This window comes from Rhizobium sp. RU20A, from assembly GCF_900155885.1.
Lineage (GTDB): Bacteria > Pseudomonadota > Alphaproteobacteria > Rhizobiales > Rhizobiaceae > RU20A.
Map to the genome: position 1 here is coordinate 1 of NZ_FTMB01000020.1, position 1,415 is coordinate 1,415.

Consider the following 1,415-nt stretch of genomic DNA (forward strand, 5'->3'; position numbering starts at 1 on the left):
TTGCGCAGGTCGCAGTCGATCAGCAGGGTCTTGCGGCCTGACAGCGCATACATGCGGGCCAGAGCGAGTGCCAGCGTCGACTTGCCTTCGCCCGGAATGGCCGAGGACACCATGATGACGCGGCCGGCATCGGACCGGGCGTGCTCGATGCTCGCACGCAGGCGGCGAACCGATTCCGCATACATCGACAGCGGCGCCTTCACCATGCCGTCGGCAATGCTGAGCGCATCGGGATCATCCGGTCCCGAGTAGCGCGGCGAGATGGAGGCGAGCGGAACACGCAGCACACCCTCGACCTGCCCTTCATCCACAAAACCGCCGGTGAAGTGCTCGCGAACGACTGCCATGCCGAGGCCCGACATCAGCGCGAGGAAGCCCGAGATGGCGATGATCAACGGGCGGTTCGGCGAGGACGGTGTCGGCGGCACGAGTGCCTGGGATGCGACGCGGCTATCGGCAAGCTGGAGGTCGATCTGGGCATCCACATCCTGCAGGCGGCTCAGAAGCGTCTGGTACTGACGGCGGGTGATATCGCTCGACTGCTGGATGGCAAAGATCTCCGTCAGAACTTCCGGCGGCAGATTGCTGTTCAAAATCGTCGTGCGCAGCTGTTCGCGCACCTTGTTGGCTTCGTCTTCGGCCTGGCGCGTCACGGTCTGGCGCAGATTGCTGATCGCGTCCGGCGCCTGCTGGCGGATGTTTTCCTCAATCGTCTGAAGCTGCGCACGCAGGTCCGTCACACGCCTGCTGTCGGTGGCCGTGGCCGCCAACTGCTGGCTGACTTCAGCACGCTGGCGGTCGAGTTCCTCCAGTGCCTCGCTGCCGAGCTGCGCCACGACCTGGCTGAGATTACCCTGCTGCAAGCCCTGATCGGCGGCGTTGGCGCGCGCCAGGGCCGACAACCGGTTCTTCTCGATGTCGTCGAGCTGCTTGCGAAGCTGGCCGACATTGCCGCCGGCCTGCTCTTCGAGGCGGGCAATGTTGTTCGCGAGGTAATCGTCGAACTTTTTCTCGCTCTCCGCAATGGCGGCACTGGCCGACTCCACGCGAAGCTGCAGCGCGTTGCGAGCCCGCGAGATCGACGCGATCTTCGAATCGAGCTGCTGGCGGATATAGGAATCGGTCAGTGCGTTGGTCAGCCGTGCGGCCTTTTCGGGATCGCGCGACGTCACGGAAACGCTGATGATGTAGGTCAGGCCCAGGCGACTGACGGAAACGGAGCGCTTGAACGCACGCAGCACCTGGCCCACGGCTTCGTCACCGCTGACGGGCGTCGCGGACTTCAGCTGGAAATAGGCACGGATCTGGTCGAGGAGGCCGAGCTTGACGCCGAACTCGTCATCGGAAATCAGGTTCTGGCTGCGCACGACGTCCAGAAGCACGCCGTCGGAGCTGATGATGTTCACCTCGCTCTC

General features: G+C 64.1%; 1 protein-coding gene. It reads right to left on the minus strand.

From position 1 onward, the window contains the following. The coding region (locus F3H41_RS21135) for a GNVR domain-containing protein (protein ID WP_280177058.1) at nucleotides 1–1,406 on the minus strand (1,406 nt) is incomplete at its 3' end. Between the last annotated feature and the right edge of the window lie 9 nt (nucleotides 1,407–1,415).